The 26927-nt window shown below is 73.2% G+C and carries 25 protein-coding genes; 15 read left to right on the top strand and 10 right to left on the bottom strand.

Annotated features, from left to right (window positions below):
- Nucleotides 1-135 precede the first annotated feature (135 nt).
- Nucleotides 136-1155, top strand: coding sequence for a LacI family DNA-binding transcriptional regulator (locus tag K8F61_RS06320; protein ID WP_084344437.1), 1020 nt, complete (start codon nt 136-138; stop codon nt 1153-1155).
- Complete coding sequence (locus tag K8F61_RS06315; RefSeq protein ID WP_231821066.1) at nt 1152-2303, top strand: CaiB/BaiF CoA transferase family protein; 1152 nt, start codon at nt 1152-1154, stop codon at nt 2301-2303. The genes K8F61_RS06320 and K8F61_RS06315 overlap by 4 nt, the downstream gene beginning before the upstream one ends.
- On the opposite strand, the gene K8F61_RS06310 is transcribed toward K8F61_RS06315, so the two are convergent.
- On the bottom strand, nt 2300-3634 hold the full coding sequence (locus K8F61_RS06310) for a PucR family transcriptional regulator (protein ID WP_231821065.1): 1335 nt from the start codon (nt 3632-3634) through the stop codon (nt 2300-2302). The two genes, K8F61_RS06315 and K8F61_RS06310, sit on opposite strands and share 4 nt — an antisense overlap.
- Before the next feature lie 89 nt (nt 3635-3723).
- Here K8F61_RS06310 and gabT point away from each other — a divergent pair, with 89 nt between their 5' ends.
- From gabT to K8F61_RS06295, 3 genes are read left to right on the top strand one after another with little or no spacing between them, the layout of a single operon-like run.
- Nucleotides 3724-5049: a 4-aminobutyrate--2-oxoglutarate transaminase gene (gene gabT / locus K8F61_RS06305; RefSeq protein ID WP_231821064.1), complete on the top strand. Its 1326-nt coding sequence runs from the start codon at nt 3724-3726 to the stop codon at nt 5047-5049.
- Nucleotides 5046-6230 carry an acyl-CoA dehydrogenase family protein gene (locus K8F61_RS06300; protein WP_231821063.1) on the top strand — a complete coding sequence of 395 codons (1185 nt, stop codon included), beginning with the start codon at nt 5046-5048 and terminating at the stop codon, nt 6228-6230. Before gabT ends, K8F61_RS06300 begins: the two co-directional genes overlap by 4 nt.
- A complete protein-coding gene (locus tag K8F61_RS06295) occupies nt 6227-7675 on the top strand; it encodes an aldehyde dehydrogenase family protein (protein ID WP_231821062.1) in 1449 nt (482 codons plus the stop codon). The genes K8F61_RS06300 and K8F61_RS06295 overlap by 4 nt, the downstream gene beginning before the upstream one ends.
- Here the strand turns inward: K8F61_RS06295 and K8F61_RS06290 are convergent.
- The 3 genes from K8F61_RS06290 to K8F61_RS06280 form a co-directional block, all read right to left on the bottom strand.
- Nucleotides 7641-8693 carry a MerR family DNA-binding transcriptional regulator gene (locus tag K8F61_RS06290; RefSeq protein WP_067244700.1) on the bottom strand — a complete coding sequence of 351 codons (1053 nt, stop codon included), beginning with the start codon at nt 8691-8693 and terminating at the stop codon, nt 7641-7643. The genes K8F61_RS06295 and K8F61_RS06290 overlap by 35 nt on opposite strands.
- A complete protein-coding gene (locus tag K8F61_RS06285; RefSeq protein ID WP_231821061.1) occupies nt 8687-9373 on the bottom strand; it encodes a HEAT repeat domain-containing protein in 687 nt (228 codons plus the stop codon). Before K8F61_RS06285 ends, K8F61_RS06290 begins: the two co-directional genes overlap by 7 nt.
- 77 nt (nt 9374-9450) lie before the next feature.
- Nucleotides 9451-10101, bottom strand: a complete 651-nt coding sequence (locus K8F61_RS06280; RefSeq protein ID WP_231821060.1) for a TetR/AcrR family transcriptional regulator — start codon at nt 10099-10101, stop codon at nt 9451-9453.
- 71 nt (nt 10102-10172) lie between these two features.
- Between K8F61_RS06280 and K8F61_RS06275 the strand changes: the two genes are divergently transcribed.
- Entirely contained in the window at nt 10173-10559 is a 387-nt protein-coding gene (locus K8F61_RS06275) for a DUF1761 domain-containing protein (RefSeq protein ID WP_219087055.1), read from the top strand.
- A 29-nt stretch (nt 10560-10588) separates the two neighbouring features.
- Entirely contained in the window at nt 10589-10897 is a 309-nt protein-coding gene (locus K8F61_RS06270) for a DUF1905 domain-containing protein (RefSeq protein ID WP_231821059.1), read from the top strand.
- 11 nt (nt 10898-10908) lie between these two features.
- Here the strand turns inward: K8F61_RS06270 and K8F61_RS06265 are convergent, their stop codons facing one another.
- The 3 genes from K8F61_RS06265 to K8F61_RS06255 all read right to left on the bottom strand — a co-directional run bounded on the left by K8F61_RS06265 (nt 10909) and on the right by K8F61_RS06255 (nt 14129).
- Nucleotides 10909-11565: a M23 family metallopeptidase gene (locus tag K8F61_RS06265; protein WP_231821058.1), complete on the bottom strand. Its 657-nt coding sequence runs from the start codon at nt 11563-11565 to the stop codon at nt 10909-10911.
- Between the two features lie 540 nt (nt 11566-12105).
- Nucleotides 12106-13137 carry an ADP-ribosylglycohydrolase family protein gene (locus K8F61_RS06260; protein WP_231821057.1) on the bottom strand — a complete coding sequence of 344 codons (1032 nt, stop codon included), beginning with the start codon at nt 13135-13137 and terminating at the stop codon, nt 12106-12108.
- Nucleotides 13134-14129 (bottom strand): ADP-ribosylglycohydrolase family protein, encoded by a 996-nt coding sequence (locus tag K8F61_RS06255; RefSeq protein ID WP_231821056.1) that lies wholly within the window; start codon nt 14127-14129, stop codon nt 13134-13136. Before K8F61_RS06255 ends, K8F61_RS06260 begins: the two co-directional genes overlap by 4 nt.
- Nucleotides 14130-14296: 167 nt before the next feature.
- Between K8F61_RS06255 and K8F61_RS06250 the strand changes: the two genes are divergently transcribed.
- Genes K8F61_RS06250 through K8F61_RS06235 form a run of 4 tightly spaced genes read left to right on the top strand, consistent with a single transcriptional unit; the run spans nt 14297 to nt 18482 of the window.
- Nucleotides 14297-15283 (top strand): LacI family DNA-binding transcriptional regulator, encoded by a 987-nt coding sequence (locus K8F61_RS06250; RefSeq protein ID WP_231821055.1) that lies wholly within the window; start codon nt 14297-14299, stop codon nt 15281-15283.
- Nucleotides 15284-15343: 60 nt separating this feature from the next.
- Nucleotides 15344-16684: an ABC transporter substrate-binding protein gene (locus K8F61_RS06245; RefSeq protein WP_231821054.1), complete on the top strand. Its 1341-nt coding sequence runs from the start codon at nt 15344-15346 to the stop codon at nt 16682-16684.
- On the top strand, nt 16681-17628 hold the full coding sequence (locus K8F61_RS06240) for a carbohydrate ABC transporter permease (RefSeq protein WP_231821053.1): 948 nt from the start codon (nt 16681-16683) through the stop codon (nt 17626-17628). Before K8F61_RS06245 ends, K8F61_RS06240 begins: the two co-directional genes overlap by 4 nt.
- On the top strand, nt 17628-18482 hold the full coding sequence (locus K8F61_RS06235) for a carbohydrate ABC transporter permease (protein WP_231821052.1): 855 nt from the start codon (nt 17628-17630) through the stop codon (nt 18480-18482). Before K8F61_RS06240 ends, K8F61_RS06235 begins: the two co-directional genes overlap by 1 nt.
- Before the next feature lie 3 nt (nt 18483-18485).
- On the opposite strand, the gene K8F61_RS06230 is transcribed toward K8F61_RS06235, so the two are convergent.
- Both K8F61_RS06230 and K8F61_RS06225 read right to left on the bottom strand, forming a co-directional pair.
- Complete coding sequence (locus K8F61_RS06230; RefSeq protein WP_231821051.1) at nt 18486-19106, bottom strand: dihydrofolate reductase family protein; 621 nt, start codon at nt 19104-19106, stop codon at nt 18486-18488.
- 111 nt (nt 19107-19217) lie between these two features.
- Nucleotides 19218-19415: a hypothetical protein gene (locus tag K8F61_RS06225; RefSeq protein ID WP_219087097.1), complete on the bottom strand. Its 198-nt coding sequence runs from the start codon at nt 19413-19415 to the stop codon at nt 19218-19220.
- A 338-nt stretch (nt 19416-19753) separates the two neighbouring features.
- On the opposite strand from K8F61_RS06225, the gene K8F61_RS06220 reads away from it, so the two are divergent.
- Nucleotides 19754-20116: a hypothetical protein gene (locus K8F61_RS06220; protein ID WP_219087098.1), complete on the top strand. Its 363-nt coding sequence runs from the start codon at nt 19754-19756 to the stop codon at nt 20114-20116.
- Nucleotides 20117-20125: 9 nt separating this feature from the next.
- Nucleotides 20126-21082 (top strand): DNA topoisomerase IB, encoded by a 957-nt coding sequence (locus K8F61_RS06215; protein WP_231821050.1) that lies wholly within the window; start codon nt 20126-20128, stop codon nt 21080-21082.
- A gap of 7 nt (nt 21083-21089) precedes the next feature.
- Here the strand turns inward: K8F61_RS06215 and K8F61_RS06210 are convergent, their stop codons facing one another.
- Nucleotides 21090-21572 (bottom strand): YciE/YciF ferroxidase family protein, encoded by a 483-nt coding sequence (locus K8F61_RS06210; RefSeq protein WP_231821049.1) that lies wholly within the window; start codon nt 21570-21572, stop codon nt 21090-21092.
- A 342-nt stretch (nt 21573-21914) separates the two neighbouring features.
- Here K8F61_RS06210 and K8F61_RS06205 point away from each other — a divergent pair, with 342 nt between their 5' ends.
- Entirely contained in the window at nt 21915-24257 is a 2343-nt protein-coding gene (locus K8F61_RS06205) for a hypothetical protein (protein ID WP_231821048.1), read from the top strand.
- Nucleotides 24254-26926 carry an FtsX-like permease family protein gene (locus K8F61_RS06200; RefSeq protein ID WP_231821047.1) on the top strand — a complete coding sequence of 891 codons (2673 nt, stop codon included), beginning with the start codon at nt 24254-24256 and terminating at the stop codon, nt 26924-26926. The genes K8F61_RS06205 and K8F61_RS06200 overlap by 4 nt, the downstream gene beginning before the upstream one ends.
- The last annotated feature ends 1 nt before the right edge of the window (nt 26927 follow it).

Raw genomic sequence — 26927 nt, 5'->3', positions numbered from 1 at the left:
CTCCGTCGAATTCGATCTCGGAACGTCGGTGTGCCGGAACGTTCCGGCAAAAGTATGCGATAAGCGTGTTACAGCGCAAGACCCGATCTGTTTCCGGCAGATGACGGTGTGCTGGGTGTGGTTAGAATCGGCAGCATGCAAGAGCCACGGCGCGCCCGTTTGATCGACGTCGCTCGGCGCGCCGGGGTCGGGAAGACCACGGCCTCCGATGCGCTGAGCGGTGTCGGGCGGGTCTCCACGGCCACGCGCGAGGCGGTCCTCGCAGCGGCCGCCGAGCTCGGCTACTCGGTCAACACCGCGGCCCGTCATCTGCGCGGCGGATCGATCGGGACCATCGGGATCGTCCTGCCGGAGGTCGTGTCGCGCTCGTCGTACTACATGGCCTTCACGTTCGGCATCGTGACCAGCGCTGCGGCGCACGATATCGACGTGACCATCGTCAGCCCCTCGGTGTCCTCGGGGCGGTCGCGGCCCATCCGTGCGGACGGGCTCATCATCGGCGACCCCCTGTCCGGAGACCCGGGCCTGCCCGCCCTCATGGAGTCCGGGATGCCGATCGTGACCCAGGAGCACCTTCCCGAGGACGTGCCGGGGACGCCGGCGGGCGTCGTCTGGTCGTCGCACGAGGCCGGGATGCGCAGGCTCTTCGCGGAGATCGACGTGACGGGCGCGCGGCACCCGGCGCTGCTGGTGGCGCCGGACGCGACGGACTGGTCGCGGCAGCTGGTGGCCGGCTTCCGTGCGGCCTGCGCGGACCGGGGGCTCGACCCGGTGCTGGCCCCGGTGTCCTTCGAGGCGCCGTGGCTCGCCGTCCGGGAGTCGACGGAGCGGCTGCTGCGGGAGCACCCGGACACCGACGTGATCATCTGCGGCCCCGACTCCAGCGCCATCGAGGTGGTGGCGGTGCTGGGACGTCAGGGGCGGACCATCGGCGAGGACATCACCGTGGTCTCCTGCGTCGATCACCCGTCGCTGCCGTTCCTCTCGCCGTCGATCACGTCCATCGACCTGCGCCCCCGAGAGTCCGGCGTCGCCTGCTCGGAGCTGCTCATCGACCTGCTGGAGGGCAGGGCCGAGCCGGGGACGGACGTCGAGTTCCCCATCTCGGTCGTCGCTCGGGACTCCACGGCCCACCCGTTGCGGGTGCGGGCGTGAGCGCGCCGCTGGAGGGCATCGTCGTCGCGGACTTCTCCCGGGTCCTCGCCGGGCCCCTGGCGACCATGACGCTGGCGGACCTCGGCGCCCGCGTCATCAAGGTCGAGCGTCCCGGCACGGGCGATGACACCCGGGCGTGGGGTCCGCCGTATGCCGACTCCGGCATGACGACCTATTTCGAGTCGGCCAACCGCGGCAAGGAGTCGGTCGCCCTCGACCTCACGGACCCCGGGGACCGGGATCGAGCGCACGAGCTCATCGCCCGCAGCGACGTCGTGATCGAGAACTTCCGCCCCGGGCTGTTCGCGGCGCTCGGCTTCGACTGGGAACGCCTGTCCGAGGACCACCCCGGTCTCGTCTACGCGTCCGTCAGCGGCTTCGGACTCGGCGAAGGGGCGGCCCTTCCGGGCTACGACTTCGTCGCGCAGGCGGTGGGCGGGCTCATGCACATCACCGGCGAGGCCGGGGGCGACGCCATGAAAGCCGGCGTCGCCCTGGTGGACGTGCTCACGGGCAAGGACGCCGTCATCGGCATCCTCGCCGCGCTCCGGCGTCGAGAGCGGACCGGGCGCGGCTCGAAGATCGAGGTCAACCTCCTGTCGAGCCTCCAGGCCGCCCTGGTGAACCAGGTGTCCGCGCACCTCGGCGCGGGGGTCGAGCCCGGGCGACTCGGCAACCGCCACCCGTCGATCGCGCCGTACGAGTCGTTGCAGTGCGCGGACGCGCCGATCGCCGTGGCCTGCGGCAACGATGCGCAGTTCGCCCGGATGACGCAGGAGCTCGGTCGGCCCGAGCTCGCGGCCGACCCGCGCTTCGCGAGGAACCCGGACCGGGTCCGGCACCGCGCGGCCCTGGTCCAGGAGCTGGAGTCCGCGCTGGCGGAGGGCCCGGCGGGGGTCTGGGCCGAGCGTCTGAACCGAGTGGGCGTGGCCGCGGGTGTCGTGAACACGATCGGAGAGGGGATCGCGCTGGCGGAACGGCTGGGCCTGGAGCCCGTGCAGGAGGCGCGAGGCGCGGACGGGCGGCGCTCGCGCCAGATCCGTTCGCCGCTCCGGTGGACGCCGGAGATCCCCGTCCGGCCGGCGGCACCGCCACGCCTCGGCGAGCACGATCCGGCCATCCGCGCCTGGCTGGACGCGGCCCGCTAGGCGCCGCGGTCGCGGAGCGCGATCCACAGCTCGGCCGCGACGTCCGGGTCGTCCAGGGAGGCCTCGAGGAGCCGTTCCGCCGCGACGAGGCGGGGTCGCACCGTGTTCCGGTGCACGCCGAGCTCCCGCGCCGCGCGCTCCGTCTGGTGGCGCTGGCGGAGGTACGCCACGACGGTCGTCTCGAGCGCCGGATCCGCGTTCGCGAGCGCCTCGGCCCAGCGGGCGGCGCGCGACTCCGGTTCGATCACGAGATCATCCGGTGCCGTCGTGCGGTGCAGGGCGCGCATCCGGGCGGCCGCGGACGGCACGTCCTCCATCCCCACCGGTGCGCTCAGCACCCCGAGGGTCCCGTCCGGCACGACATCGGCGGGCACAAGCGCGACGTGAAGCCCGTCGCGAGAGCCCGAGAGCGCGTGCCCGGAGGACGCCGCCGACACCAGGACGCGTACGGACGCCGGCAGCGCCACGCCGGCGGTCCGGGCCAGGGCGCGCGCGGCGCCCGCCTCCCCGTCCAGCGCCAGTTCCGTGATCCACCGCTCCGGACCGGTCGATCCCGGGACGAGGGCGAGACCGATCAGCGCGGACGCGGTGAGCGCGAGCTGCTGGTCGGCCCGGGAGAGCGGGCGTCCCGTGCCGAGCGCGATCGCCCCGATCGTGTCGGCGCCGTCGGTCACGGCGTGGGCGACGACTGCGGATCCGTGCGAGACGAACGAGGCCGCCCGCGCCCCGGATCGCAGGATCGACCGCTCGACGTCGTCGCGGACCGCGGGGAGCATGCCCTCCAGGGACGCGGGATGCAGGCGCTCCGCCGTCCGGCTCTGGCGGAACGGCAGCCACGCGACCCAGCCTCCGATGGCCTGCGCGAGCTGACGCACGACCGATGCGATCGGATCCCGCCCCGCTGCGGCCTGGGCGAGACGCGTGTGCGCGTGCGCCGCGCGCGCCGCCTCGTCCCTGCCGCCCTGGCCGGCGAGCGACCAGTACGCGCGCGAGACGTCGAGGAAGGGGACGCCGTCCGGCACCGCGAACAGCGGGATGCCGTGGTCGCGGCAGGCGTCGATCAGCGCGGACGGCGCATCGTCCCACCCCTCGCCGAGGCCGATCCCGATCGCGCCGATGCCGGACGCGCGGAGCCGGTCGACGTACTCGTCGATCGACCGGGTCAGCAGCGGGATGCCGGTCGTCAGGAGGAACTCGCCGCCGTCCAGGTAGCGTCCGGGATCGTCGAGCTCGGAGACGTGCACGCCGGTGAGCGGACGCGCGGCGTCGAACGGCGCCAGCGGGCGCAGGGCGGAACCGGCCGTGCGCACGAGCGCGCCGAGGGAGACCATCCTGTCAGTGTGCGGGATGCACACCGACACCGCAAGATCTGGGCGGACCGCATAGAACCCGCGACGAGCGGAGCCCTAGCGTCGATCCCATGACGACCGTTCCCCTCCTGCGCACCGAGATCCCCGGCCCTCGTTCCCGTGAGCTCCACGCCCGGCGTGAGGCGTCCGTGCCCCCGGGCTTCGGGATCACGCTGCCGGTCTTCGTCGCGCGTGCCGGCACGTCGACGCTCGAGGACGTGGACGGCAACACCCTCATCGACCTCGCCTCGGGGATCGCCGTCACCAGCGTGGGCGCCGCGAACCCGCGGGTCCGCGAGAGCGTCGCGGCGCAGCTCGACCTCTTCACCCACACCTGTTTCATGGTGACCGAGTACGAGGGATTCGTGCGCGTGGCCGAATGGCTCAACGAGAACGTCCCCGGCGACTTCGCGAAGCGCACCGGTCTGTTCAGCACCGGCGCGGAGGCGGTCGAGAACGCGGTGAAGATCGCCCGCGCGTACACCGGACGACCCGGTGTGCTCGTGGTCGACGAGGCCTACCACGGCCGTTCGCTGCTCACCATGGCGATGACCGCGAAGGAGCACCCGTACAAGACCTCCTTCGGGCCGTTCCCCGGCGAGGTCGTCCGGGGGCCGAACGCCAACCCGTTGCGAGGCGGCGACGCCGAGACCGCCCTGACCGAGATCGAGCGGATCATCGCCGGGCACGGCCCCGAGCATTTCGCGGCGCTCGTGGTCGAGCCCATCCAGGGCGAGGGCGGCTTCGTCGTCCCGGCCCCCGGCTTCCTCCCGGGGCTGCGCCGCATCGCGGACGCGCACGGCATCGTGCTCGTCGTGGACGAGATCCAGACCGGACTGGGCCGCACGGGCGCGCTCTTCGCGAGCGCGCACGAGGGGGTCGCCGGTGACCTCACGCTCACCGCCAAGGCGCTCGGTGGCGGCCTCCCGCTGAGTGCCGTGACGGGACGCGCCGAGATCATGGACGCCGCGCACGCCGGCGGGCTCGGCGGCACCTATGCGGGGAACCCTCTGGCCTGCGCGGCCGCCCTCGCGGTCTTCGAGGTGCTGGAGGACCCCGGGCTGCTTCCGCGGGTCGCCCGCATCGAGCGGATCATCCGGGACCATCTGGAGCCCCTCGTCGCGGAGGCGGCGTTCGTCGCCGAGGTCCGCGGGCGCGGAGCCATGATGGCGGTGGAGCTCGCCGACCCGGGCACGCTCGCCCCGCGGCCCGACCTCGCGCAGCGGATCTCCGCCGCGTGCCATGCCGCGGGGGTCGTGACGCTCACCTGCGGCACGCAGGGGAACGTCATCCGCCTTCTGCCGCCGCTCGTCATCGACGAGTCCATCCTGGAGACGGGGCTCACGATCCTCACCACCGCCATCCGATCCATCGCCGCCGAGGAGGCCGCCGCATGACCGCCGTTCCCGATCTGCTCGACTTCGACGAACTGCTCACCGACGACGAACGGGCGGTGCGCGACCGCGTGCGCGCCTTCGTCGACGCCCGGATCCGTCCCCACATCGCCGACTGGTACGACCGCGCGGTGTTCCCGACCGACCTCGTTCCCGAGCTCGCGGATCTGGGCGTGCTGGGGATGCACCTCACCGGCTACGGATGCGCGGGGCGCAGCGCCGTCGAGTACGGGCTCGCCGCCATGGAACTGGAGGCGGGGGATTCGGGCCTTCGCACCTTCGTGTCCGTGCAGGGGTCGCTCGCCATGAGCGCGATCCACAAGCACGGCAGTGAGGAGCAGAAGCAGCGGTGGCTGCCGCGGATGGCCCGCGGCGAGGTCATCGGGTGCTTCGGGCTCACCGAGCCGAACTCCGGGTCGGATCCGTCCAGCATGACGACGTTCGCGCGCCGCGAGGGCGACGGCTGGGTCCTGAACGGGGCCAAGCGCTGGATCGGGCTCGCCTCGATCGCGCACGTCGCCGTGATCTGGGCGCAGACCGACGACGGTGTGCGGGGCTTCCTCGTCCCCACCGACACGGAGGGCTTCGTCGCCACGCCCATCGCCCCGAAGCTGTCGATGCGCGCCTCGATCCAGTGCGACATCGCCCTGACCGACGTGCGCCTGCCGGCCGATGCCCAGCTGCCCGAGGCGCGAGGGCTGCGCGCCCCGTTCGCCTGCCTGAACGAGGCCCGCTACGGGATCGGGTGGGGCGTCGTCGGGGCGGCGCGGGACAGCTACGCGACGGCCCTCGCATACTCGCGGTCGCGGATGCAGTTCAACCAGCCCATCGGCGCCTTCCAGCTCACCCAGCAGAAGCTCGTCGACATGGCGCTGGAGATCGAGAAGGCGCAGCTGGTCGCTCTGCGCCTGGGCCGGCTGAAGGACGCCGGCCGGCTCGCTCCGCACCAGATCTCCGTCGCGAAGCTCGGCAACACGCGTGCCGCCATCGCGATCGCGCGCGAGGCGCGGACCATCCTCGGCGGCAACGGCGTCTCCGGCGACTACTCGCCGCTGCGGCATGCGTCGAACCTGGAGTCCGTCCGCACCTACGAGGGGACCGACGAGATCCACACCCTGGTGCTCGGCGCCCACATCACCGGATTCCCGGCCTTCCGTCCCGTCGCCTCCGAGGAGCTGTCATGAGCGCGTCCGAGATCCGTCACTTCGTCGACGGGCGGTGGATCGCCGGGGGCGGGGAGCCTCTCGTCGACCTGAACCCGAGTCGTCCGTCGGACGTCGTGGCTGAGGGGCGCGGGGCCTCGGCGGCCGACGTCGACACGGCCTTCCGCGCCGCCCGGGCCGCGTTCGAGGGGTGGCGGAGAACGCCCGCACGTGCTCGCGCGGCGATCCTCCTCCGGGCGGCGGACGCCATCGAGGCGCATCGCGAGGACTGGGGGCGCGAGCTCGCCCGCGAGGAGGGGAAGACGCTGGTCGAGGCGGTCGCGGAGACCGGTCACGCCGCGAACATCCTCCGGTTCCACGCTCAGGAGGTCGAGCGCCAGAGCGGCGAGGTCTTCGAATCGCCGACCCCGGGGGAGCGCATCCTGGTGATCCGTCGCCCGGTCGGGGTCGTCGGCGCGATCACGCCGTTCAACTTCCCGATCTCGATCCCGGCCTGGAAGCTCGCCCCGGCACTCGTCTGGGGGAACACCGTGGTGTGGAAGCCGGCGACCTCCGTCCCGCTCCTGGCGATGCGCTTTGCGCAGGCGCTGGAGGGCGCCGGTCTTCCCCGAGGCGTGCTGAACCTCGTCAACGGCGCCCCCGAGGTCGGCGAGGCCATCGTGGGGCATGCGGACGTCGACGCGGTCACCTTCACCGGCTCCACGCGGGTCGGCCGGATGATCGCCGCACAGCTCGCCGGACGCGGCGTCCCCTTCCAGGGCGAGCTCGGCGGGAAGAACGCCTCGCTTGTCCTGGCCGACGCGGATCTCGACGTCGCGGTCGAGCAGGTGGCCCTCGGGGCGTTCCGCGCCGCCGGCCAGAAGTGCACGGCGACCTCGCGCGTCATCGTGCACGAGGACGTCGCCGACGATTTCCTCCGCCGGCTCGCGGCCCGCACCGCGGCGATGACCGTGGGCGACGCGCTGGACGAGGGCGCGGAGGTGGGGCCGGTGGTGGACGCGGTCGCCCGCGACCGGGTCGTCGCGGCGCTCACGCGAGCACGGGCCACCGCGACGCCCGTGCTCGCTCCCGAGCCGTACACGTCAGGGCCGCTCGCGGAGGGGTACTTCGTCCCGCCGTCGGTGTTCGAGCTGGACGACGACGAGCCGGGGGAGCTCTGGACCGAAGAGCTCTTCGGACCCGTGGTCGGCGTGCGCCGCGTCTCGTCCACCGCGGAGGGGATCCGCCTGGTCAACGACAGCCAGTACGGGCTGTCCACCGCGGTGTTCACGACGAGCCTGGCCGACGCGCTCGCGGCGATCGAGGACATACGCGTGGGGGTGGTCCATGTGAACTCCGCCTCCGCCGGCGCCGACCTCCATGTGCCGTTCGGCGGCACCGCGGCGAGCGCGCTCGGTCCCAAGGAACAGGGCGCGGCCGCCCGGGACTTCTTCACCGAGACGGCGACGGTCTACCTCCGCGGCTGATCCCGGCGGCTCCCTCCCGTCCGGTCGGGGCCTCGCTCCGACGGCGCAGCAGCGCGGCGGCGGTGAGGGCGACTCGGCGGTCCGGATCCTCCGTCCGCTCCCTCAGCAGCGCGTCCGCCTCGGGGCCGGGGATCTCCGCCAGAGCGGCGACGAGGCGGGCGCGCGCCGCCTCGTCGGCGCCGTCCAATGCGTCCCGGAGAGCGGCGACGACCGGGATCGGCTCCTCGCGGAGCGCGAGGGCGGTCAGGGCGTCGGCCGCCTCCACGTCGTCGCGCCCCTCGACGACGAGCGCGACCAGGCCGGTGATCGCGTCGACGTCGCCGCGGCGCCCTCGGGCGAGGAGGGCGCGAGCCCGGACGAACGGGTCGGGATGCGGATCGGCGGCGGCCAGCGCTTCCTGCGCGCGGGATGTGCCGAGCTTCTGCAGCGCCTCCACGGCGCGACGGCGGCGATCGGGTTCCCCGGAGCCGAGAGCATCGACGAGATCGGGGACGACGCCGTCCCCGATCTGAGCGAGCGCCCAGTCGAGGGCGCCGGCGGCGTTCGGATCGGCCTCCGCCAGCGCGGCGTCCACGACGGCAGCGGCCTCGCGCTCGTCGCCCTCCAGGCCCAGCGCGAGCCGCTGCCGTGCGGACGGGCTCTCCGCGTCCAGGCCGCGAAGCAGAGCGACTGTCCGCAACACGTCCGCCCACCCGTCCGGGGCGCTCGCCCGCACCCGGGTCAGATCGTGCAGCAGGCTCGTCTCCCTCGCCAGTCGTTCGCGCGTGCGGGCGATGAGCCGGTCAACCAGCTCGGCGGGCCGGTACGACGGGTCATCGAGGAGAGCGGCGACCTCCGCAAGTCCGAGGCCCAGCGAACGAAGTCCCTCCACATGGAAGAGGCGCGCGAGGTCCTCCTCCGCGTACCTGCGATAGCCGCCGGCGGTGCGCTGCGCGGGCGAGACCAGGCCGATCCGGTCGTAGTGGCGGAGCATCCGGGCGCTCACCCCCGAGCGCTCCGCCACCTCGCCGATCAGCATCCGGCCGTCCCCGTCCCCGTCCGGGGCGCAGCGCGGAGGGCGACCAGTCGTCGCGCCTCGGCGAGCGCGGTCTCGAACCCCTCGTCCGGGTCCGCCATGATCCGCTCCGTGGCGAGGGCGTGCAGGCGCACGTGCTCCGCGGCGTGGCGGCGCGCCGACGCGACGGCGGGGGCGGCGGGTGCGTCGAGGACGGCGAACGCGCGGCTGAGACTCCGCTGCAGCGCGAGATCGCCCCGGCCGAACTGCGTCGCGAGCGTCTCCGCCAGCGCGGTGACCCCGTCCGCGGGGACGAGGCCGGACGCGGCGCGCCAGGCCGCGCGCGCGACCTCGTCGTCCTCGTCGCGCAGCAGCTCGTCGGTGATCGCGGACCACGTGGCCGGGTCGCCGATCTTCGACAGCGTGTGCAAGGCCTGGCTCCGGGCCTGCGGGATCGGGGACGCCAGCTCCGCGAGCAGGAGCGGGACCACGATCCGCGGGTCGTGGCGGGTGAGCGCCCAGGTGAGCATGTCACGCACGAAGAAGTCCGGCTCGACCGCGCAGCGCTCCACGAGCGGCGGCACGAACGCCTCCGCGGGGCGCGTGCCCGCCGCGAGCGCGGCCTGCAGTCGGGTCGACGACGACGTCGCCTCCAGGGCGTGCCGCATCGTCGTCACCGGGTCCGTCCGGTCTGTCCGGGTCATCTCGACCACCTCCGCCCTCCAGCATCGACCTTGTCACCGTGTCAAGGTCAAGGGAAGAGGGCGGACGCCGTCGGCGGTCAGCGTCCGTAACGGGCGAGGAAGGTCTCGACGCCTTCGCGCGCGAGGACCGACAGGTCCTCCGGGGACAGACGCGCCGCGCCGGCCGTGAGCGTCGCCCGGTCCAGCGGCGTGCCGACGACCAGCCAGGTGAACTGACGCGCCGCCGTACGCGGGTCGGGGACGTCGAGCACGCCCCGTGCGTCCAGGTCGGCGAGCGCGTCGGCGAGCAGGGACTCGTTGCGGTCCCAGCTGCGGCGCACATAGTCACCGGCCACCGCGGGCAGCCGCTCGGCCTCGGAGATCACCAGGCTCCGCATGCGCACCACGGGGTAGCTCAGGACGCCGTTCTGCAGTGCCGCCGCGAGGTCGAGCAGGGCCGCGCGGGGATCGCCGCCCGCGAGGAGTCTCTCCCGGTGCGGCTTCATGGCGTCTCGGCCCCGGTCGACCCAGTCCGCTACGACGGCGGAGAAGAGGTCCTCCTTCGTGCCGTGCTGACGGTACAGCGTCTGCTTGGAGATCCGCGCGCCCGCGGCCACCGCGTCCATGGTGGTGGCCGCGTACCCCTCCCGGAGAAAGATGTCGCGAGCCACCGCGAGCAGCTCCGGGCCGGTCAGTCCGCCCGGACGCCCTCGGCGTCGGGGCGGCGTGGGGCGATCGATGACGTCCATCCCTAAATAGTACTAGACAGTACGCATGGGGAGGTATAGCGTACGGGTAAGTACTCAAATTGGAGGGTGACATGATCGGGATCGGCATCGCCGTCGCCACGGTGGCGGCGTTCATCCTCAGCTCCGTGTATTACATGGTGCTGACGCCGTGGGAGCGGAGGGCGACCGGGGGCCGTGCCGTGGAGCGCGGGAAGCCGGGCCCGGTGCGGGTCCTGGCCGAGCTCCTGCGCACGGCCGTGCTCGCTTCCGGGTTCGCGTGGCTCGCGACGCAGGCCGGGATGACGGATCTGCCGGGCGTGCTGCTGCTCGCCGTCGTGCTGTGGATCGTCTTCCCGGTCGTGCTCCTCACGGGCTCGGTGGGGTGGGATCGTGCGCCCGTCCCCACCGCCGTGCTGCACGCCGGCGACTGGCTCCTGAAGCTCCTGCTGATCGCCGTGGCGATCGGCCTCCTGCACTGACACGAACGAACCGGAAGGAAAAGACGATCATGGACGACACGAACACGAACATGAGCACGAAGACCGGACCGCTGGACGTCACGTTCACCGCGCCCCTCGTCACGAGCGACGCCAAGGGCGGATGGACCTACGTGCAGATGGAGGGGTCTGCGGAGTACTTCGGGACCCGCGGGCTCGTCAAGGTGAGCGGCACCGTCGACGGCGAGCCGTTCGAGAGCTCCTTCATGGCGCTCGGCGACGGCACGCACAAGCTGCCGGTCTCCGCCGCCGTCCGCCGACGCATCGGCAAGGCTACGGGGGACACGGTGACCGTGCACCTCACCGAGCGGCGCGGCTGATCCTCGCGGGGTCAGCGGACGTTGGCCTCGAGCCAGGGGAGCGGGTCGATCGGGGCACCGTTCACGTGCACCTCGAAGTGCAGGCATGAGCCGAAGATGTAGCCCGTTGAGCCGACGTTGCCCAGGTACTGTCCGGCGGTGACGCGTTCGCCCACCTCGACGGCCCTGGTGCCGTAGTCCATGTGCCCGTACAGGGTCGAGATCGCCGAGGCTCCGCCTCCGAGATCGTGCTCGATCTGCACGGTCACGCCGTAGCCGCCGTAGCTCTCCTGGGACATCGAGACCACGCCGTCGGCCGCCGCGTAGATCGGCGTGCCGACGGAGGCGGCGTAGTCCTGGCCCATGTGACTGCGGCCGGGACGGCTCTCGCCGAAGCCGTCCGTCATCGTGTAGGAGCCGGCGGACATCGGGATGATCACCTGGCCCGGCTTCGCGATCGGAGCGATGCCGCTGCGTGCGGTGGCAGCGGCGACGGCCTGGATCTCCTCGAGCTCGTCGGGAGTGGTCGCCGTGTAGGACCCGCGGATGCTCACGTCCGGAAGGACCTCGGCGTTGGCGGTGAACGACTGGGCGCGGATGTCCGCGGCGGCCGCCGACGAGGAGACGGCGGCACCGGACTGCACGAGCCCGATCGCCGGGATGGTCGTCCCGCACACGAGCGCGGTCACCGCGAGCGCGACGCCGGCGGTGCGGCTGATGCGCCGGACCCCGGGGCGGCGGGGCGCGAACGAGGCTCCGGAGGGGGTGGTTCGGGCCGCCGGACGCGACCCGGCCGACGCCGCCGTGCGACCGGTGCTCGCCGGCGCGGAGCGGGGGGCAGAGGGGGGAGTCGTCCGCGCCCCGGTGCCGCGAGGGGCGTCTGCGTGCCGACGGACGCGACGGGCGCCGTCGCCGGGCGGAGTGTCGGGGCCGGCCTGACCGTCGGGGCCGTGGGGGCGTGCGGCGGCGGGTGAGGCCTCGGATGCAGGGGCGGACGTCGTCGTCTGTGCGCGCCGCAGGTCTCGTCGCAGCAGTCCCGGCGGGGTACCGGGAACCGAGGAGGGTGCCTCGGTGACGTGTTCTTCAGTTGACGCGGCTTCGGGGGATCGCGAGTTGATGGTGAGCTCCTCGGGCAGACGGAGTCGTCTGTTATCGATTTGTAACCATAGTGCGGGATCCGCGTCCGGCCCAAATCGGGAGGCCGTGTGTCACGGATTCGCGGCGAACGCTCAGGGAGCGCACCGCGCCTCGCGCAGCCCGCTGAGCTCTCTCGCCAGGGCGGACAGGGAGCGACCGGCGAGCGACGGCACGGTCACTCCGTGCAGGGCATCCACGTCGCCGCCGTCCACCGGGCTCCCGGCGGCGCCGCAGATCGCCCCGACGATCGCGGGCAGGCTGTCCTGATGGCGGGCGACGGTCATCGCCAGGGGGATCGCCTGATCGTGTCGGCCGCCCGTGGCGCGCACGAATCCGAGCGCGAGCGGCAGGGTCTCGGCCACGGTCCCGGGGTGGCTGTAGGTGCGCGGCGCGAAGCGGGCGATGAGCGCCGGGAGGGCGGCGAACGGGGACGGGGCGTCCCGGAGGATCCGCTCGGCGTCACGGATCCCGTCCGCCAGCCAGTCGTCGGTCGCCGCCACCGCGCCGGCGGCGGTCAGCGCGTCGTCCACGGCGGCGCCGGACACGAGGTGCGACACGAGCGCGGCGACCGCCGCGGCTGCCGCGACGCCGACGGCGTCGTGCGTGATCGAGGCGAGGCGTCCGGAGAGGGCGGCGGCGGCCTCGGGGTCGGCCGAGGCGATGCCGGCGGCGACGGCGCCGGGCAACGCGCTGTCGTCGTAGAAGGCGGGGTTGTCCCGACCGGTCTGCGGCGGGCGCAGGCCGCTCGCCGCATTGAGCAGGGCCGAGCGCTGGGCGCCGCTGGCCCAGACGTCGTCGTGGTCCATGGTCGCGACCCAGGCGTCGAAGAGCGCATCGGCGGAGGCGTCCGCACCCGCGGCGAGAAGCACCTGGGCGGACACGGCGAACGACTCCGCGTCGTCGGTCGGGGCGAGGGAGTGGACACCGGTCGCCTTCAGCACGAAGGGCACCACGGGACGATGCACGCGGGAGCGGTCCAGTTCGGCGGCGCCCTGACGCAGCATCGAGCGGACCCAGGGGTCCCTGATCGTGCGGTGCTCGCTCGCGGGGGACCCGAGCGCGTCGCCCAGGGCGAGGCCGTGCGCCGCGCCCACGGCGCGGTCGATCGTGGGTTCGGGGATCATCGGTCCGTCTCCTTGCGCGTGCGGTCGGCGGCGGCTCGCTCCACGAGCGCGTCGGCGAGGTCGACGAGGTCCGTCCCGCGGGTGGCCTCGATACAGCGCCCGGCGACCGAGCGGACCTGCGCGACGTGCGTCGGAGGCAGCGCCGACATGCCGTGCAGTGCTCCGGCGATCGCGCCGCCCATGGCGGCGATCGTGTCGGAGTCCCGACCGATGTTGACGCCGGACTCGATCACCGCGAGAGCCCCGTCGGTGGCGCGCAGCAGACCCACGCACAGGGCCACGGCCTCCGGCGCGACGTCCGCCCACATGTAGTGGCGCAGCGGGATCGCGGCGAAGAGCGCCTCCTCGATCTCGAGGATGTCCGTGCCCGTCTCGGCGATCGTCAACGCCCGCCGCACGAGGCGGGCCGACCACGAGTCGTCGGGGAGGGCGTCCACCATCGCGTCGATCACCGGGTCGACGGAGTCCGCGGTCATCGCGACGGCGACCCCGGCGGCGACGGCCTCGGCGCCGTAGACGCCGTCCCGCGAGTGGCTGACGCTCGCGTCGGCGACGGCCATGCGCCGGGCCAGGGCGGGATCTCCGGCGGCGTAGACGCCGATCGGCGCGACGCGCATCGCCGCGCCGTCGCTCCACATCTCGGCGTTGCGCTGGCCGCTGCGCGGCGGCGTCAGGCCGGCGTGCAGATTGGCGATCGCGATCATCTCGCTGAACCCGGCGCCGTGGAAGCCACCGCTCTGATGCCGCAGCGCGTCGAGCCAGGTCGCGGCCACGACCTCGGGGGAGAGGGCGGATCCGGCGGCAAGCACGCCTCGGGCGCAGAGCACGGCGTACTCGGTGTCGTCGGTGCCCGCGGCGTCCTCCTGGACGAAGTCGCGCACGCGACCCCATCGCTCCCGGATCGCGGCCAGCGTCATCCCCTCGGTCGGCGCGCCCATCGCGTCGCCGATCGCGAGCCCGAGGAGTGCGCCTCGGGCGCGGTCGTGGTCCATCGCATCTCCGCTCATCACGTTTTGTGCCAGCTGATCGCCGAAGTGGTCATGGAATCGCGGTGTTGCGGATCCGGATCCAGCGGCTATCATGCATCGTAGTGCAAAACCTTTTGCGCAGGAATCGCCGGGATCGGCCCGGCACGGGTGCTCTCGAAGGAGAAGAACCGATGGCAGGGATCCGCGAGGTCGCGGAGGCGGCCGGGGTGAGCGTGTCGACGGTGTCGCAGGTGCTCACCCGGAAGCGCCCGGTGTCCCCGGCCACCCGAGCGCGCGTCGAGGAGGCGATCGCCCGGCTCGGCTATCGGCCGCACCCCGGCGCCTCCCAGCTGCGCGGAGGACGTACCGGGACGATCGCGCTCATCGTGCCCACCCTGACCAACCCCTTCTATCCGATGGTCGCGGCCGGCATGCAGGACGTGCTGCTCAACCGCGACATCCTGCTGACGATCACCGACGTCGGCAGCGACCGGCGCCCCGATGCGACGATCCACCAGCTGGTGTCGCGCCGGGTGGACGCGATGGTGGCGGCCCCGTTCGGGCTCACCGACGAGGATCTCGCCGCACTCCAGAACGCAGGGATCCCGTTCGTCACCCTCGGCACGGCCAGCGGCGTCAGCGGCGACGTCGTGCACACCGATGACGTGGCCGGGGCGCGTGAGATCACGCAGCACCTGATCGACCGCGGCCGGCGACGGATCGTCTTCCTCGGCGGTGACGAGGACGCGCTGCCGACCCGGCAGCGGCTCGAGGGATATCGCGAGGCCCTGCTGGCCGCAGGGCGGGCTGCGGAGGCGGACGACGCCGTGTACGCCGACTTCACCCGTGACGGCGGGCGCCGCGCGGCGTCCGCGCTGCTGGACCGCGCCGAGCGCCCGGACGCGATCGTCGCCGCGAACGATCTCATCGCGATCGGCGCCCTGGACGCCGCTCGCGACCGAGGACTGCGCGTCCCTCAGGACCTGGCCGTCACCGGCTACGACGACATCGAGGCCGCCTCCCTGGTCAACCCCGCCCTCACCACCGTCGAGAACCCCGCGCGCGAGATCGGCCGCGCGTGCGCCCGCCTGCTCCTCGAACGCCTGGACGGAGAGGTGGACGAGGTCACCCGGACCGTCGCCCTGTCCCACCGCCTCCTCGTCCGTGAGTCGAGCTGATCCGTCCCGCACCCCCGTGAGAACCCCCGAAATCCCGAGCACCCGACCCTGAGAGAGACCATGAACCGTTCCCCGCGCATCCTCGCAGCCCTCGGCGCCGTCGCCGCCGCCGCGCTCGCGCTCACCGCCTGCACCGGCGGCGGACGCTCCTCCGCCGACGTCTCCTACTGGGGCGCCTTCTACTCGCCCGACACGGAGAAGGCGTTCCAGGAGATCTTCGTCGACGGCTTCAACGACGCCGGCGACGCCTCCGTGAAGATGGAGGTGAAGGAGCTGACGACGATCGCCAAGCTCACCGACACGGCGGTCGCGGCCGGACAGGCGCCGGACGTCGTGTACGCGGGCGGTCCGTCGCCGGCCTCCGACTTCGCGGGCGCCGGGCGCACGATCGCGCTGGACGATTACGCGACCGAGTACGGGTGGGAGCAGAAGCTGCTGCCCTGGGCCTACGAGCTGAGCAAGGTCGACGGCAAGCTCACGTCCGTGCCGACCGGCTACGGATCGATGGTCCTGTACTACAACAAGGCGGTCTTCGCCGAGAACGGCTGGACGGCGCCGACGACGCTCGCCGAGTTCGAGAAGGTCGCGGCCGCGGCGGCGGACAAGGGCCTCGTCCCCCTCGGCGGCGGCAACGCCGGATACCAGGGCATGACGGAGTGGCTGCTGACGGCCGTGCTGAACGCGGCGGTCGGGCCCGACAGGATCCACGACGTCCTCACCGGCGAGGCCTCGTTCACCGACACCGATTTCGTCGCCGCGATCGACCTGCTCAAGGGCTGGATCGACAAGGGCTGGCTCGCCGGCGGCGCGGAGTCGTACTTCACTACCGACGACACCGCGAACGTCACGGGCCTCGCCAACGGCACCACCGCGATGTACATGAGCGGGACATGGGCGTTCAACTCGCTCTCCCAGGTCTTCGAGGACCCCGACGACTGGGCGTGGGCTCCGCTGCCCTCGTTCAGCGACGCCGTCCCGCCGGGCGTGTACCCCCTCGCGATCGGCACCGCGCTCTCGGTGAACGCGGAGTCGAAGAACCCGGACGCCGCGGCCTCCTTCATCGACTACCTCGTCGGCGACGCGGACCGCGCGCTGGAGTACACCGCCCGGACCGGGGAGAACCCGCCCCCGCTGGCCATCACGGCCGATCAGTTCCCGGCCGAGGTCGACTCCCGCACCGTGGACCTGTACACGGCGATCCCGGAGACGACCAACGTCGGCTACGCGACGTGGACGTTCTTCCCGCCGAAGACCGACGCGTACCTGATCGCCGAGTTCGACAAGGTCGTGACGGGGGACGTCTCGTCGGCCGAGTACCTGGACGGGCTCCAGAAGACCTTCCAGGCGGAGTTCGACGCCGGCAGCACCCTCACGCCGTTCACCCCCGCGGGGCGCGAGTGACCTCCTCCGCCCTCGGCGCCCCGGCACGGAAGGACGCCGCCGCGTCCGCTCCGCGCCGGGGCGCCGCCCTGCGCCGCCGGCGGCGCCTGATCGCCTGGGCGTTCGTGGCGCCGCTGCTCGTCGTCAACCTGCTCGTCATCACGGGCCCGGGCACGGCGTCGATCCTGATGTCGTTCACCGACTGGGACGGCCTGAACTCCCCGAGCTTCGTGGGCCTGGCGAACTACGCCGAGCTGTTCCGGGCCGATGCGGTCCTCAACGCACTGTGGCACAACGTGATCTGGACGCTGTTCTTCCTCGTCGTCCCCATGGCGATGGGGCTGCTCGGGGCCTTCGTGCTCTCGCGCCTGCGCCGGGGGCAGATCGTGTTCCGCGTCCTCTACTTCATCCCGTACGTCCTCGCGACCGTGATCTCCGCGGCGATCTGGCGCCAGATCATGGACCCGGACGGCGGGATCGGCGACGCGCTGGCGGGGATCGGGATCCCGTTCCTGGCCGACGTCAACTTCCTCGGGAACCCGTCGCTCGCGCTGGGCTCGGTGGCGTTCGTCAACACCTGGCAGTGGTGGGGGTTCCTGCTCGTCATCTTCCTGGCCGCCATGCAGGCCGTGGAGCCGTCGCTGTACGAGGCGGCGAAGCTGGACGGCGCGGGCCCGGTCCGCGAGTTCTGGAGCATCACGCTGCCGTCGATCCGGCCCACCTTCGTGTTCCTCGCCCTGATGACGATCATCTGGTCCTTCCTCGTCTTCGACTACATCTACGTGCTGACCCAGGGGGGTCCCGCCGGCTCCACCGACGTGCTGAGCACGGTGCTCTACCGCGAGGCCTTCGAGAACCGTCGCCAGGGCTACGCCTCGGCGATCGCGATGCTGCTCTCCGTGATCAGCGCCGTGACCGTCATCGGGTACCTCGTGCTCCGCCGCCGACTGAAATGGGACGTCTGATGACCGCCGTCGCCTCTCCCGCCGTCCGCCGCCCCCGCCGCCGCTTCCGTCCGGTGACGTGGATCATCGTCGGTCTTCTCGCCGTCTACGCCGTGGGGCCGCTGCTGGTGTTCGCGAGCAACGCCCTGAAGTCGTCTCGGGAGATCGCGGCCAACCCGATCGGCCTTCCGCGAGAGTGGAACTGGGAGAACTTCGCCGTGGCGTGGGAGCAGGCGCGCATGGGCGGCGCGCTCCTGAACAGCGCGATCATCGCGGTGTCGACCGCGGTCGGCGTCGCCCTCATCGCCTCGATGGCGGCCTATGCGATGACTCGCCTGGACCTCCCCGCGAAGGGCGGGTGGATCCTGTGGCTGCTGGTGTCGTCGTCGCTGCCTCTGCAGCTCTTCCTCGTGCCGCTGGTCGCGTGGTGGTCGTTCTTGGGCCTGTACAACGAGCGGATCGGCCTCATCATCATCTACTGGGCGGTGTTCAGCCCGTTCGCGACCCTCCTCATCCGCTCGTTCCTGGTGGGGCTGCCCGCCGAGTTCGAGGAGGCGGCACGCCTCGACGGCGCGGGGGAGCTGCGGGTCTTCTTCCGCGTCATCGTCCCGATGATCTGGCCCGGCATCCTCACCGCCGCGCTCGTGGCGGGCCTTCAGGCGTACAACGAGTTCATGCTCGCGGTGACGTTCCTCCAGGACCGCGAGGCGATGCCGGCGTCGCTGTCCGTGTACGCCTTCCAGCAGGGGTTCACCACCGACTGGTCCCTGGTGAGCGCCGCCGGGCTCATCATGGCGATCCCGGTCGTGATCGTCTTCCTCCTGCTGCAGCGGAAGTTCATCGAGGGCTACGCCTCGGGCGGGCTCGCGAACTGATCGTCAGGACGGATCGCCCGTCTGCGCAGCGCGCAGCGGGCGGTACGTCATGTGCGTCACCAGCGAGGTCGCCCGCACGCCGACGCATTCCAGCCGCTGCGCGGGCACCCCGTCGAACACGCGTTCGCCCGCCCCGATGACGCATGCCGTGACGTGCAGCCGCAGCTCGTCGAGGAGGCCGGCGGCGAGGAACTGGTTGACCGTGCGCGGCCCGCCCGCCACCGACACGTTCCGGTCGCCGGCGGCCTCCCTGGCGCGGGCCAGCGCGGCCTCGATGCCGTCGGTGACGAAGTGGAACGTGGTCCCGCCCTCCATCTCGATCGGATCGTGAGGGTGGTGTGTGAGGACGAACACGGGGTTGTGGTACGGCGGGTTCGGCCCCCACCACCCGCGCCAGTCCCGGTCCCACTCGCCGCGCAGGGGGCCGAACATGTTCCGGCCCATGACGGTGGCGCCGGAGTCGACGATGGCGTCGACCTCGGCCTTGTTCTCCTCGTACGCGTCGAACATCCAGGCGTGCAGCCACCGGTCGTCGACGTCGCCGAACGGGGCCTGTTCGGTCTGGTTCCTCCCGGTGGCGTAGCCGTCGGCGGAGACGGCGATGTCGCTGTAGACGATTCCCATGGGCTGCTCCCGTCCGTGGCGGATCCGACTGCTCGCGACGCTATACCCGGGGGCGGCACCGGCGCAGCCGCGGACGCGATCGCGCCGTGGCGAGACACCCGCGGGAGGGGCTCACACCAGGATCTGCTCGTCGATGAGCGCGGCGAGCGATCGGGCTTCCGCGGCCTCCGCGCCGAGGAAGGCGGCGTGCTCCGGTTCGGTCGTCGCCCGGCGTTCGAGCTGGTCGGCGTAGTCGTTGAGCGCGGTGGTCAGGACGAAGTAGGACAGCGAGCCGCTGAGGGCGAGGGTGACGACGAGTTCGTCATCCATGGCTGTTCACCTCCGTCCCGGGCGCCGTTGCGCGGTGATGGGCTCCGCGGAGGTGGTCCGGGAGGCATCGCGCGTCGCGACCCTGGGAGCAGTGTGTAGGGGGACGGGCAGGGGCGGAAGGGACTGGACATCTGCCCGCCGATATGCAGGGGTTCCACGCGGCGTGCAGGACCGTCGAGGCGGGCGGCCGCCGGCACGAGCGGCGACTAGCACGCGGCCGTCGTCGCCGCCAGACCCTTCTGCCCGGATGCGGGCGGCGGCAGGGTCGGACGGGACGGGGGAGCAGGGGACACGACCGAGGCCGGCGCGAGGTCCGCGCCGGGACGAGAGGAGCAGAGATGACCGTCACGCTGAACGAGAAGGCCCTGGCGCACGCACGGGGGCTGCTTCGCCGTGGCGAGGTGACGGACGACACCCGCGACGACTGGAGCGAGCACGCGCCGTCCGCCGAGGACGGCAACGAGTTCATCGACCGCGAGGGCATGGCGCAGTACGCGCTCTGGTTCCTCGGCGAGGACACGGACGAGACCGAGGGGACGAAGGGGCGTCACCTGTTCCCGTACGGCGACTTCCGCACGCTGCACCGGTGCGCGGTGATCTCGGGCGAGAGCCGCGCCGGGCAGTACGACCACGAGGAGATCCGCAAGGCCCTCAAGGAGCTGCTGACCGCGATCGACGAGAAGACCGGGCGCGAGGACTGAGCGGCGGCCGTGGAGAGACTGCGACGCGTCGTCCCGGGGGAGGCTGCCGGATTCCGCCGAGTGCGGGCCGGCCGGGGGTTCCGGTTCCTGCGCGACGACGGCACGGACGCGACCCCTCGGGAGAAGCGGCGGATCCGCGCCCTTGCCGTGCCCCCGGCCTGGACCGACGTCTGGATCGCGGTCGACCCCCGCGCGCACATCCAGGCGGTCGGCACCGACGACGCGGGACGGCGCCAATACCTCTACCACCCGCGATGGCGCGAACGCCGCGACCGCCGGAAGTTCGTCCGGGCGCTGGCGCTGGCCGAAGCACTGCCCGCCGCACGCGCCAGGATCACCCGGGCGCTGCGCGGGGGCGACGAGGGGGAGCGCGTCCGGGCGGCGGCCGTGCGGATGCTGGACGACGCGGCGTTGCGCATCGGATCGGAGCGATACCGGGTCCGGTACGGGAGTCGGGGGCTGACGACCCTGCGACGCCGGGACGTCCGCGTCGACGGCGCGGACATCTCGCTGTCGTTCCCCGCCAAGAGCGGAAAGCGCGCCTCGGTCGAGATCACCGATCCGGACCTCGCCGAGGTGCTGCGGGACCTCGCGAACGGGCCGGCGCGGACTCCGCTCCTGGCCCGACGGCGGGGTCGGCGCCGCGTGCGGCTCACAGAGGCCGAGGTCAACGCGTACATCCGCACCGTCACCGGCGGCCGGTTCACCGCGAAGGACTTCCGGACCCTGCGCGCCACGATCCTCGCCGCGCGGTCGCTGGCGGAGACGGGGCCTGCCGGCAGCGAGCCGGCGCGGCGTCGCGCGGAGCGAGTCGCCGTCCAGGTCACGGCGGACGCGCTGGGCAACACGCCCGCCGTGGCCCGATCCAGCTACATCGATCCCCGGGTCTTCCGTCGATACGCCCAGGGGCGGCTGCTCGATCTCTCGGTGAGCCCGGAGACGGCGATCCGCGAACTGCTGTCCTGACCGCCGGTCAGCCGACGATCTTCTGCAGCATCGAGCGGAGTTCCTCGCTCGTGTGAGTCTCCTGCTCCAGGTTCTCCCGCAGCAGCTTCGCCACCGTGGTCCAGCCCATCGCCTCGGCGGGCAGGATGAGGCCCTCGTACGCGGAGATCTCGTAGTGCTCGTTGCCCAGCGCGCACGCGACCGCGGCGTGGTCCCGCAGGGATCCGCCGCTGCGCTCGAGGAGGGACTCGGCCTGGCGGGAGATCCCCTTCGTGCTCGGCGAGGGCGCCGTGGTCGGCTTCCATTCGAGCTCGGCGAACACCTTCGTCAGATTCTCCTGCTGCTGTTTCGTCTCATCGGCGTGGTGACGGAACAGCTTCTTCACCTCGGCGCTGGTCGCCGCGTCGGCCAGTTCGCCGAGCGCCGCGAGGGAGTCGTCCTCCATCGTGACGGCGGTGCGCAGCTGGAAGTGGAAGAGATCGGTGGGGGTGTCGAGCGTCTGCTGGACCATGGGAGTTCCTCTCGTCGTCGGCGAACCGGTCCGTCCGCGAGGTGTCAGCATGTCGCGGGCGCCACCGTGCCGGGAGGGGGTTGCCACGGCGGGTCGCGCATGCAATCCGCGCGGGACCGGGGCGGAGAGTCATCCGGACGGCTGGATCCACACGACGCCGATCGCCAGGCCGATCAACGGCGTGAGTTCGGGACAGCGGTTTCCGCTCCGCCGTTGCGTCCCGGGGTGCGCACGGTTCAGGATGGTGGGCAGTGCGTGCGCGACGCGGGCGTCGGGCACGGCGCCGGCACCGAAAGCGTGCCCGGAGGAAGAGGCGCGGCGCGGTGCACCGCCGGGTGAGGGATGATGACGTTCACGATTCGGCGGGGCAGGGCGCAGGCGGGCCGGCTCGTCGTCCTCGTGGCGATCGGACTGCTCGTCGTGCTCGGCATCGGAGGAGTCGACGCCCTGGCGGCCCGCACGATCGACGACGGCGTCCGCCGGGTGGTCTCGTCCGCCGAACCGCGCGCCGCGGTCATGGAGGTGATCGCCGCGCGAGCACCCGATCCCGCGGCGCAGGACGCCGACATCCGCGAGGCGATCGCGCAGTCGTTCCCCACTCCCGTCGCGGTCCGCCGACAGGCCGTGAGCGTGCTCTCGTCGGGCAACGCAGACGCACTCCAGGTCCTCGCCGACGACGACATCTCCACGCTGGGCGACCTCGTCGAGGGGGACTGGCCGCGGTCGTCCGACGAGGCGGCGATCCTGGAGCGCGCAGCCCAGGACCGCGGGATCGGCGTCGGGGACGCCGTCGAGCTCGGGCCCGTGGACGGGACGGTGACCGTGGTGGGCGTCTGGACCGCTCGGGATGCGGCGGCGGCCGAGTGGAACGGCAACCCCGCCGTCGGCTCGGGCCGCTCCGGCACGGCGGCCGGACCCCTCGTGCTCACCGGCGAGCGGATGGACGGGCTCGAGTCGTCGCCGACGGTGACGTGGACGATCCGCCCCGTCGACGTGGGGGAGCAGGATCTCGAGGGCCTGCGCCGGGGAATCGCCCGCCTCGCCGCGCTTCCTCAGGAGGTGGACCCGCAGAACCAGCGGAGCACCCGGATCGAGGGCGGGCTGGCGGAGACCGTGGATCGCGCGAGCACGGCGATCGCGGGCGCGCGCGGTCTGCTGATCGTCCCGCTGCTGCTCATCGGGGTCCTCGGCATGATCGCGACGGGCGTCGTCCTGGTCGCGCTGGCGCACGCCCGGTCCGAGGACCTGTTCCTGCTCCGCTCGCGGGGGGCCTCGGCCTCCGGGATCGCCGGCCATGCTGCGGCGGAGACGGCGATCGCGACCGGTGCGGGCGCGGCCGCCGGCCTGCTCGTGCTCGCGCTGGCAGGGGCGTCCGGATGGTCCGGGACGATCGCTGCGCTCGCGATCGTCGCCGGGGCGGCCGTGGTGGCCGCGGTCACGGCTCTCGCGGCGGCCCGACGCGGAGACCGCCGCGACGACGCCGGAAAGAGCAGCACGCTGCTTCTCGTCACTCCCTGGGCGCTCACCGCCGCAGCGGCGGCGCTGGCGCTCTGGCAGCTCTTCGCCGCGGGCTCCTTCCGTGCGGAGGGCGGCGGCGCCGACCCGCTGGCATCGGCCGCACCGGCGCTGCTCCTGCTCGCCGCCGGCCTCCTGGTGCCGCTGACCGCGGGGCCGCTCGCTGCGCTCGCCGAGCGCGTCGCTCGTCGCGGCCGAGGGCTCGTCCCGGTTCTTCCCCTGCGCCAGGTCGCCCGGCGGGCCGGCTCGATCACGGCGGCGGCGCTGTGCCTGTCCCTCGGCGCCGGAGCCGCGGCGCTCGCCGCCTCGGCGCCCGCCCATTCGGCCGAGGCGGAGCGACGGACGCTGTCCGCCGCGCTCGGTGCGGACGTGCGGGTGGTGCTCGGCGGGACCGGATTCGTGGGCGCGGACCAGGATCGCCCGGACGCCGGAGCGGTCGCGACGCTGCCGGGCGTGACCGCGGTGACGGAGGTGCGTCACCAGACCATGGCCCTGGGCGGGGGCGACGCCGACTTCGTGGCGGCGGATCCGGACTTCCTCCCTCTGCCCGCCGCCCGCGGTCCCGCGGACGGGGATGCCGTGCCCGCCGTCATCACGTCGGCGCTGGCGGCGCGACTCGGCGCCGTTCCGGGGGACACCTTCTCCGGTCTGCTGCGCCGTGCGTCGCAGCGGTTCGAGATCCGCGTCGTCGCCGTCGCCACGGAGATCCCCGGGATCGGCACCGCACCGGGCGTCGCCGCCGACCGGGCGGCGATCGCCGGCGACGCAGGGACGGAGTTCCGTCCGGACGAGCTGTGGCTCCGCACCCGTGACCCCGAGACGGTCGCGGATGAGCTCCGATCCGTGCTCGCGACGTCGGCGCGCATCCTCACGCCCTCGACGGCCAGCGTCGCCCCGCTCGTGCACGGAACGGTCCTCCTGCTCACGGCGGGCGCCGCGGTGGCTGCGGTGATCGCGGTGCTCGGCGCCGGAGCGGCCATCGCCCAGTCCGGACGCCGGCGGGACGGTGACCGTCGGATCCTGCGCGCCCTGGGGATGACCGATGCGGCGGCACGGGCGGCGCGCGCGGTGGAGACGGCGTCGGTCGTCCTCTTCTCGGTGCTCGGGGGCGTGCTCGCGGGCGTGGCGGTGGGCGCGGTCGTGCTGCCGTTCCTGGGGGTGCTCTCGTGAGCGGCCCGGGGACGCTGCGGGTCGTGCGTCGGACGGTCTCGACGACACCCGCGCTCAGCGCGTTCATCATCGTGGTGGTCGCCGTGCTCTCGTTCCTCGGCGCCGCCGCGCCCGTGGCCCTGCACGACGCGCGCACGGCCACGATCCAGCGGGAGATCCGGGACCTGCCGCCGACGCTGCGATCGGCCTCGGCGGGCATCGCGGGGCTGCCTCATCTCGACGCCCGACCGACGCCTGGCGCCGGCGTCTGGGGCGGCGCCATCCGCGACGCGGAGGCCGGGCGGGAGGCACTGCCGCAACCGCTGCGCGGCCTTCTCGGCACTCCCCGCATCGTGTCCCAGCTGGACCCGCTCCCGTCGTTCGCGGAGGGACCGATCCCGAAGAACACGGTCGCGCTGGTGGCGGACCCGCTGTTCGCCGATCGCACCCGGATCACCCAGGGCCGGGCGCCGGAGAGCGGCGCCACCGACGCGGTGGAGGTCGCGGTGTCCGAGGAGGTGGCGCGGCAGCTCGCGTGGCCCGTCGGCACGGCGCGGACGGTCACGGGGGCGCGGCTCCTGCTCACGGGGCTGTTCGCGCCGCGGGCGGACGGCCACGGCGACTGGGCGTTCCTGGCCGGGGCGCTCGAGCCGAGGGTGGAGATCACTCCCGACGGGGACGTCATCCTCAACGCCCTCGCCTTCACGGACCGCGACGAGGTCACGGCGTTCGTCCCCCAGGCGAAGAACGCCGCGACTGCCGCCTGGATGCTGTTCGATGTGGACCGGCTCGATGCCGAGGACGCGCCGACGGTGGCGCAGCAGCTCCGCCTGCTCGCCTCGAACGCCGTGCGACTGCGTCCGGAGACCGGCGATTTCCATGACACCGGGCTGCTCTACTCCTCGGGCGCGCCCGAGGCCATCGACCGCGCGGTCGCCCGCGGCGAGGCCATGACGGCGGTGGTGACGGTGGCGGCGATCGGCCCCGTCGCCGTGGCCGTCGTGGCGCTCGCGCTGTGCGGACGCATGCTGGCCCTGCGCCGGGTGCGCACCGTGCGACTGATGCAGGCCCGGGGCGCCTCCACCGCACAGCTCGTCGCGCTGCTCGGGGGAGAGGGACTGGCCCTCGGTCTCGTCGGCGCTGTCCTCGGGGCGGGGGCGGCCCTCGTCCTGCCGGGGTGGGACGGGGCCCTCTCGCTGTTCGTCCCGCTGATCCTCGCCCTGGTTCCCGCGGTCGTCCTGCCGGCGAGCGCGCTCGCGGAGGCGCGGACGCACGCGCGGCGGGACCTCGGGGCGCCGGTCGGGGGACGACCGTGGGCGCGCCTCGCCGTCGAGGGCGTCGTCCTGCTCGCGACCGCGGCGCTCGTCGCGCTCCTGCTGACCCGTCGGACCGTCGCCGGGGCCGTGGATCCGCTGCTGATCGTCCTGCCCGTGCTGCTCGGCGCGAGCGGCAGCGTCCTCGCCCTCCGGGTCCTGCCTCCGCTGCTGGGCGTGATCGAGCGCCGGGGCGCACGCATGCCGGGGCTGATCGCCCTGCTCGGACCCGCGCGCGCCCGCCGGGACCCCTCCGTGCGCACGGCGCCGGTGCTGGCGGTGGTCGTGGGGATCGGAGTGGCCGTCTTCTCCGTCGTGTTCGCCGGGACCGTGAGCGCGGGCATCGCTCGCACCGCCCAGACGGCGACCGGGGCGGACCTGCGCATCTCCGCCGGCTACGTCCCGCCCGGCGAGGTCGAGCGCATCGCCGGCATCCCCGGGGTGGAACGGGTGGCCCCGCTCTACGCGGACCTCGCCGGCGAGCTCGACGCGGGAGCGCGGACGGTGCGGATCCGGCTCTACGTCGTCGACCGGCAGGAGCTCGCGGCGGTGCAGGACGGGCGCGCCGCCGCCCTCCCGCTGCCGCCCGCGCTGTCGGAGCCCGCGGACGGCGCCGTTCCGGTCGTGGCGTCCCGTGCTCTCCTGGACCTCGTCGGACAGGAGGTCGGCGACGTGCTCGAGGTGGGCGGAACGCCGACGCGGGTGGTCGGGGCGGCTCCCGATCTCGTGCCGTTCGGCTCCGCCACGCGCTGGATCATCGTGGACCGCGCGAACGCTGCGGATCTCGACGTGCGGCGCCCGGCGATCTCGCGGCTGTTCGCGTCGCTGGCGCCGGGGACGGACGCCGCCGCCGTCGATGCGGCCGTCCGCGACATCCTCGGGCCCGACATCGAGACCACGGCCCCGGGGCAGATCGTCGAGGAGCTGTCGGAGGATCCGGCCTATCGCCTCGTGGTGGCGGCGCTCGCCGCGGCCTGTGTCCTGGTGGCTCTGCTGCTCGGCATCACGGTCGCCGTGACGCTCGTGCTGGGGGCGGCGGGGAGGGGGCGCCTGCTCGCGCTGCTGCGGACGCTCGGCCATCGGCGCCGGGACGATCTCGCCGTGGTGGCGTGGGAGGTGGTGCCGGCGCTGGCCGTGGCCCTGCCGTTCGGGCTCGTCGCCGGCGCCGGGATGTCGTGGCTCGTCATCGGCGCGATCGACCTGCGCGGTTTCGTCGGCGGGGTGACGCAGCCGCCGCTGGATGTCGGGGGCGCGCTGCCGGCGGCGGTGATCGGCGGCTTCGTCCTCGTCGCGGCCGTCGCGATCGCCGTGGCGACGAGGATCGCCGGTCGCGTCGGCTCCGCCGAGGCGATCCGTTCCGGGGACGAGGAAGGATGAG

This window comes from Microbacterium resistens (genome assembly GCF_021172025.1).
Taxonomy (GTDB): domain Bacteria; phylum Actinomycetota; class Actinomycetes; order Actinomycetales; family Microbacteriaceae; genus Microbacterium; species Microbacterium resistens.
Note: the sequence above shows the minus strand (reverse complement) of the source record. Positions and strands in the feature narration are given on the sequence as shown.